Origin of the sequence: Dyella sp. C9 (assembly GCF_003332825.1) — a bacterium.
Lineage (GTDB): Bacteria > Pseudomonadota > Gammaproteobacteria > Xanthomonadales > Rhodanobacteraceae > Dyella.
Window position 1 is genome coordinate 524,810 of the sequence record NZ_QIRF01000001.1, and the last position, 6,206, is coordinate 531,015.

A 6,206-nucleotide genomic window follows, 5' to 3' on the forward strand; every position below is an offset into this window, starting at 1 on the left:
TCATGGCCGAATCCCTGCGCGATCAGCTGCTCAAGAGCGGCATCGTCAAACAGGTCCACGAAGAGAAGCGTTCGGCGCCGCCGAAGGGCGGCAAGCCGTCCAAGGGTGGCCGGCCGCCGCATGCGCAACAGGGTGGCAAGCCCGTGCAGCACAAGCCGCATGGCAAGCCACCACGCGGAGGCAGCCAGGAAGACATCGACCTGGCCAAGGCGTACGCCATTCGCGCGCAGACCGAGGCCAACGAGCGCAAGCGCGCGGAGCAGGCTGCGGCCGAGGAAGCGCGCCTGCGCCGCGAGCGCAAGCTGAAGCTGCAGCAGCTGCTGGAAGGCAATGCGCTCAACAAGGCGGATGTCGACCAGGTGCGCCACTTCGAGTACGGCGGCAAGATCCGTCGTGTGCATGTGGATGGCGAGCAGCTGGCGGCGCTCAATCGCGGCGAGTTGGGCGTGGTGCAGCAGCAGGGACGTTACTTCCTCGTCACGCGCGAGCTGGCCGAGCAGGCGCGCGGCATCGATGCACACGCGCTGGCCTTGCTGGTGGAGCCGGGCAGCGAGGCCGGTGTTGGCGAGGATGGCGTGCCTGATGACTTGATGTGGTGATCAGGCCGCGCCGCTGCTTGCAGCCCTGATACGAAAACGCCCGGCTTGCGCCGGGCGTTTTGTTTTGCCGTCCGAGGCATTGCGTCAGGCTTCGGCATCCCCGGTCTGCGTGCTGGTTTCGGGCAGATCGAAACCGGTCTTGGCGAGCGTGGGCAGGTCCCAGCCGTTTTTCGGGGCGAAGCGTTCGCCGTAGCGCTGGGCCAGGCGTTCGAGCTTGCCCTTGATCACGGTGGCGCCTTCGCTGCGCACGTACTGGATCGGGCCGCCACGGAACGGCGCGAAACCGGTGCCGAAGATCACGCCGGCGTCGAGCAGGTCCGCGTCGTCCACCACGCCGTCGGCGAGGCAGGCCACGGCCTCGTTGACCATCGGGAGGATCATGCGGTCCTGCAGGTCGGCCGGCACCGCGTAGTCCGGATCGACCTCCGGCTTCTGCGGCTTGCCGTCCTGCCACACGTAGATGCCCTGGCCATCCTTCTTGCCGCGCTTGCCGGCAGCGAGTTTGTCTTCCAGTCCCGGTGGCAGCTCCAGGCCCAGGAAAGGCGCCAGCTCCTTGCCCACCGAGGCACAGACGTCCAGGCCCACGGTGTCGGCCAGTTCGATCGGGCCCATCGGCATGCCGAACTTCTTGGCTTCCTTGTCGAGCACCGGGCCGGGCACGCCTTCGCTGTACAGGCGCATGGCCTCGAGCAGATAGGGCATCAGGATGCGGTTGACCAGGAAGCCCGGCGTGCCCTTGACCGCCACCGGCAGCTTGCCGATCGCCTTGCAGAAGGCCAGTGCGCGCTTCTCTGCAGCCGGGTCGAGCTGGTCATGGCGCACCACTTCGACCAGCGGCATCTGCGCCACCGGATTGAAGAAGTGCAGGCCGAGGAAACGCTGCGGTGCCTTCAGGCCCACGCGCAGTTCGTCCAGCGGAATGCTCGAGGTGTTGGTGGCCAGCAGTTCGTCGGACTGGAACTGCGGCTCGATGCTGGCGTAAAGCGCCTTTTTCGCCTCGGCGTTCTCGAAGATGGCCTCGATGGCGAGGTCGGCGCTCGCCACGCCCTTGCCCTCGACGTCGGCACGCAGGCGACGTACGGTGGCCTCGACCTTGTCGGCGCTCTTGAGCTTCTTCTCGTACAGCTGGCGCGCGCGGTCGAGCGCCGGCTGGATGAATTTCATCTCGCGGTCCTGCAGGGTGACTTCGAAACCCTTGAAGGCCGCCCATGCGGCGATGTCGCCGCCCATCACGCCGGCGCCGACCACGTGCACGTGCTTGATGTCGTGCTCGATGCCGCTGCCCTGGCCCTTGAGGCGTTCCTGCAGGAAGAAGATGCGGATCAGATTCTGCGCCGTGGAGGTTTCGGCCAGCTTGGCCACCGAGCGCGCTTCCAGTTTCAGGCGCTGCTGGATGCTCGAGCCGCCACGCTTCCACACGTCGATCAAGGCGAACGGTGCCGGGTAATGCTCCTTGCGCACCTTGGCGGCCGTCTGCTTGATCACCATCGGTGCCAGGATCTGGCGGGCCAGCCAGGTGTTGGTCGCCCAGGCCTTTGCACGCAGGGCAAACGGGCGGGCGTGCGGGCGGCGCAACAGGGCACGCGCCTCGGCCAGTAGCTCGGCCGGCGGGGCCAGGCGGTCGACCACACCCAGCCCCAGTGCACGCTTGGCCGACAAGGCCCTGCCGGTCAGCATCACCGGTAGGGCGTCGGTGGCGCCGATCAGGCGCGGCAATCGGGCGGTGCCCCCCCAGCCAGGATGGATGCCGAGCATTACCTCGGGCAGGCCGCTGCGGGTCTTTTCGTCGTCGGCGGCGATGCGCTGGCGACAGGCCAGGATCAGTTCGGTGCCGCCGCCCATGCAGGCGCCGTGGATGGCCGCCACGGTCGGGCAGGGCAGGCGCGCCAGCGATTCGTACACGCGCTGGCCGTTCTCGATGTTCTCCAGCACGGTGCCGTGCTGGGCGTAGGTCACGAACTCCTTGATGTCGGCGCCGACGGCAAAGCCGAACGGCTTGGCCGAATGGATCAGCACGCCCGCTGGCTTCTCGATGGCCAGCCGCTCGACGATCTGGCCGAGCTCGTCCAGCACCTCGCGCGAGATGGCGTTGACGCTGCTGCCGGCTCGGTCGAGGGAGAGGGTGACGATACCGCTGTCATCCAGGCTCGTCTTCCAGTGATTGAAGCGCAGTCCTTCGAACATGGGGGGTACAAGGTGACCGGGAAGCCTCGCACCATACCTTCCCGTAGCGAGGATTGCGAGAAGCCCGCAGGCCCCGTCCGGCAACCATGAAGATCCCGTAAATGAGCGACCTGTGCGCTGTTCCATGGATTGCCTCACGGATTCCGGCGAGGCTTGCGCCACTGTCTACCCGAAAGGCACCGGACCACGTAATTTAAGCCCGAATGAGCACACCGATCCCGACCCCGACCAGCCAGGCCGGCGCTGACATCCTCGAGCGCATTCTCGCCGTGCGCGGCAACCTGATTGCGCTGGAGGGCGGCGATGAGGTGGGGTTGCTTGGCCAGCTGCGCCCGCTGGTGCGGCGCAGCGGACAGGCGGTCTACCTGTGGAACCCCGAGGTCGGCCTGGGTCACCTGCGGGAGGAGCATGCGGGGTTGCCGGGTTCCCAGCGCCTCAACATCGCGTTGCGCTATGTGTTGCAGAGCACCCATTTCGGCGTCTACCTGCTGCAGCGCCTGCCCTTGCCGTTGAGCATGGGCGACGCCACGCTGCTGCGACAGCTGGCTCGGGCCACCACTGGCCATCCACGCAAGGTGGTGCTGCTCGACCCGGCCCCGGGCCTGGTCTCCAGTTTCAATGACGTGCTGGTCCGGTTGAGCTGCCAGCCCAAGCCTGCCCAGCGGCCCCGCCTGCGCGACGGAAAGTGGGTGCTCTGATGGCCAGTCCTGCCGGCATCCTGGTTCTGGCCGCCCAGCGCGAGCTGCGTCGTGCCCTGTTCGACACGTTCGATCACGATGGGCACTTCATCGTGCACTCGGCACGCGATGCGGCGCATGCCGGCATCCTGCTCGAAGGGCGTCCCGCGCTGGCCCTGATCGTGGTGGTGTTCGATGGCGATGGCCGCGAGGCCATGGCGGCCATCGAAGCGTTGCGAACCTTTCCTTCGTGCGCATCGGCACCGATGATCGCGGTGCTGGACGATGAGGCCATGCTCAAGCCGGTCGTGTTGCCGGCGGGCGTGGCCGACTGGCTGTATGCCTCCCAGATCGAGCATGAGCTGCTGGCACGCTGGCAGCGGTTGCACCGTACACAGGCACGGACGCCTGCCACGGGTGAGTCGGGCGAGGGCGATTATCGCTTCGCCTTCGACGAGGTCGACAACGAGTGGCTGATCGTCGATCCGGCCCGTGGCCGCATCGTGGAGTTCAGTCCGGCGTTGTCCCGCAACAGCGGGCTGGCGGACCACGAGCTGCGCGGGCGTGGGTTGCAGGACATCCTGGCGTTTGCCGATGTCACGGCCGAGCAGGTGATCGCCGAGGGTTCCCGCCGCTGGTACCCGGCACGGCGCCGCTCGGTGCGCGGTGTGGATGGCGGCGAAGCCAGCGCCCGTCCTATCCGGCATGCCGGTCGCGATGCGGTCGCCCTGGTGTTCCGCAGCGATCGCGCCGGCGCCCGCGCGGAGGTGGCGCTTACCCTGTTGACCCGCATCTTCGGTTCCGGCAGCGGCGACGAGGGCATGGCCGAGGCGGCGCGACTGTTGTTCGAGGAGATGGGGCTGGATTACGTCGCCGTGTGGTCGGCGCGCCAGGACGATGGCGGTGCGCCGGTCCAACTCGTGCAGCATTGGCGCGGCGAGGAGCCGGCATGGCCGGGGCCGCACCTGCAGAGTTCGCTGCGGCTGGTGCTTGGTGGACAGGCCATGCTGCACCAGTCGGACGCCGCCAGGCTCGCCCAGGTCGATCCGCTGCTCGGTCAGTTGGGCCTGGCCGGTTTTGCCGGGTGGCCTCTGCAGGACGAGCGTCGCACCGTGCTTGGAGCCTTGTTGGTGGGCTCGCGCCAGCCGCTGCCGGCGCTGGCCATCATGCAGCCCGTGTTGCGCTGCGCCGCCGCGCGTTTCGCCCATGCGCTGGAGCTGCGCCACACCCGTGAACAAGGGCGAGCCGAAGGCCTGCTGGATGCGTTGACCGGGCTGCCCAACCGCCTGTTGTTCAACGATCGCCTTGATACGGTGATCCGCGAGGCCAACCGCACCGGCGAATCGTTCGCCTTGCTGTTCGTCGACCTGGATCGCTTCAAGACCATCAACGACACCCTGGGCCACGCGGTGGGCGACCAGGTGTTGCTCACCACCACCCAGCGACTGCGCGGCAGCGTGCGCGCATCCGATACGGTGGCGCGCTACGCCGGCGACGAGTTCGTGGTGATCCTGCGCCACATCGTCAAGAACGAGGACGTGCTGCGCATCGCCGAGAAGATCGTGCAGGTGATGGGCGCGCCGTTGCGCATCGACGATGGCACCGAACTGCAGGTCACCGCATCGATCGGCGTGAGCTTCTTCCCTGATGATGCGCCGGACGCCGAGACCCTGCTCAAGCATGCGGACGAGGCGATGTATGCGGCCAAGAGCCTGGGCCGCAACAACTACCAGATCTTCGAAGGCCGTGCCGAGCAGTCGCAGCAGCAGAACCTGGCCCTGAAGTCTGGCCTGCGCCACGCCGAGCACAAGGGCGAGCTGCGCGTGTTCTACCAGCCCCAGGTCGATGCCAAGAGCGAGGACATCGTGGGCATGGAGGCGCTGGTGCGCTGGGAGCATCCGGAGCTGGGCTTCATCGGTCCGGGTTTCTTCATCCCGCTCGCCGAGGAAACCGGCCTGATCGTATCCATTGGCGAGTGGGTGCTGCGTACCGCGTGTCGTCACGCACAGGAGTGGGAACGCCGCTTCGGGCTGCGCCTGCGCCTGGGCGTGAACCTCTCGGCGGTGCAGCTCATGCAGCCGAACCTGCTGGAGGTGGTGGCCGCCGCGCTGGACGAAAGCGGACTGGAGGCCAGCCTGCTGGAGATGGAGGTGACCGAGAGCATCAGCATCAAGGCCGCTCCCAACCTGGTTGAGAACCTGCAAGGCCTGCACCGCCTGGGTTGCCGGATCGCCATCGACGACTTCGGTACCGGTGCCGCTTCGCTGGACTATCTGCGCAAGCTGCCGGCAGACCGCATCAAGATCGACCAGAGCTTCGTGCGCAACATCGGCGTGGATCCGGACGATGAGGCGATTGTGCGCGCCACCATCGAGATGGCCCATCGCCTCAAGCGGGGCGTCGTGGCCGAAGGCGTGGAGACCGAGCAGCACATGGAGTTCCTCCGCGCCAATCACTGCGACGAACTGCAGGGCTATCTGTTCTGCCGGCCCATGCCCCAGCCCGCCTTCGAAAAGCTGCTGCTGGAGCGCCAGCGCCTGCTGGCCGGCGTCAGCGGCACCGCCGCCTGACTTGCAGGGGGCGCCTGCGGCCCCATATCGAACCCGTAGGGGCATCCAGGCCCGGCGGGGGGCGGGCATGGGGCATATGGCCTGTCTCGTATTCAAATCTGAGGCTGCCGACGATCTTACGCGTGTAGAGGTCGGTGGTCGCCGTATCATTTAAAACAAGGGGGGGGGGGGGGGGG

4 protein-coding genes are annotated in these 6,206 nt (G+C 67.3%); 3 read left to right on the forward strand and 1 reads right to left on the reverse strand.

The window, feature by feature from the left end; translation table 11 throughout:
* Window positions 1-2 precede the first annotated feature (2 nt).
* On the forward strand, window positions 3-599 hold the full coding sequence (locus DVU99_RS02375) for a DUF2058 domain-containing protein (protein WP_114238578.1): 597 nt from the start codon (window positions 3-5) through the stop codon (window positions 597-599).
* An 84-nt stretch (window positions 600-683) separates the two neighbouring features.
* Here the strand turns inward: DVU99_RS02375 and DVU99_RS02380 are convergent, their stop codons facing one another.
* The gene (locus tag DVU99_RS02380) at window positions 684-2,783 is read right to left on the reverse strand and encodes a 3-hydroxyacyl-CoA dehydrogenase NAD-binding domain-containing protein (RefSeq protein WP_114238579.1); all 2,100 of its coding nucleotides are present in this window, start codon (window positions 2,781-2,783) and stop codon (window positions 684-686) included.
* Between the two features lie 203 nt (window positions 2,784-2,986).
* Between DVU99_RS02380 and DVU99_RS02385 the strand changes: the two genes are divergently transcribed.
* A complete protein-coding gene (locus DVU99_RS02385; RefSeq protein ID WP_114238580.1) occupies window positions 2,987-3,481 on the forward strand; it encodes a hypothetical protein in 495 nt (164 codons plus the stop codon).
* Window positions 3,481-6,030: a bifunctional diguanylate cyclase/phosphodiesterase gene (locus DVU99_RS02390; RefSeq protein ID WP_114238581.1), complete on the forward strand. Its 2,550-nt coding sequence runs from the start codon at window positions 3,481-3,483 to the stop codon at window positions 6,028-6,030. The genes DVU99_RS02385 and DVU99_RS02390 overlap by 1 nt, the downstream gene beginning before the upstream one ends.
* Window positions 6,031-6,206 lie beyond the last annotated feature (176 nt).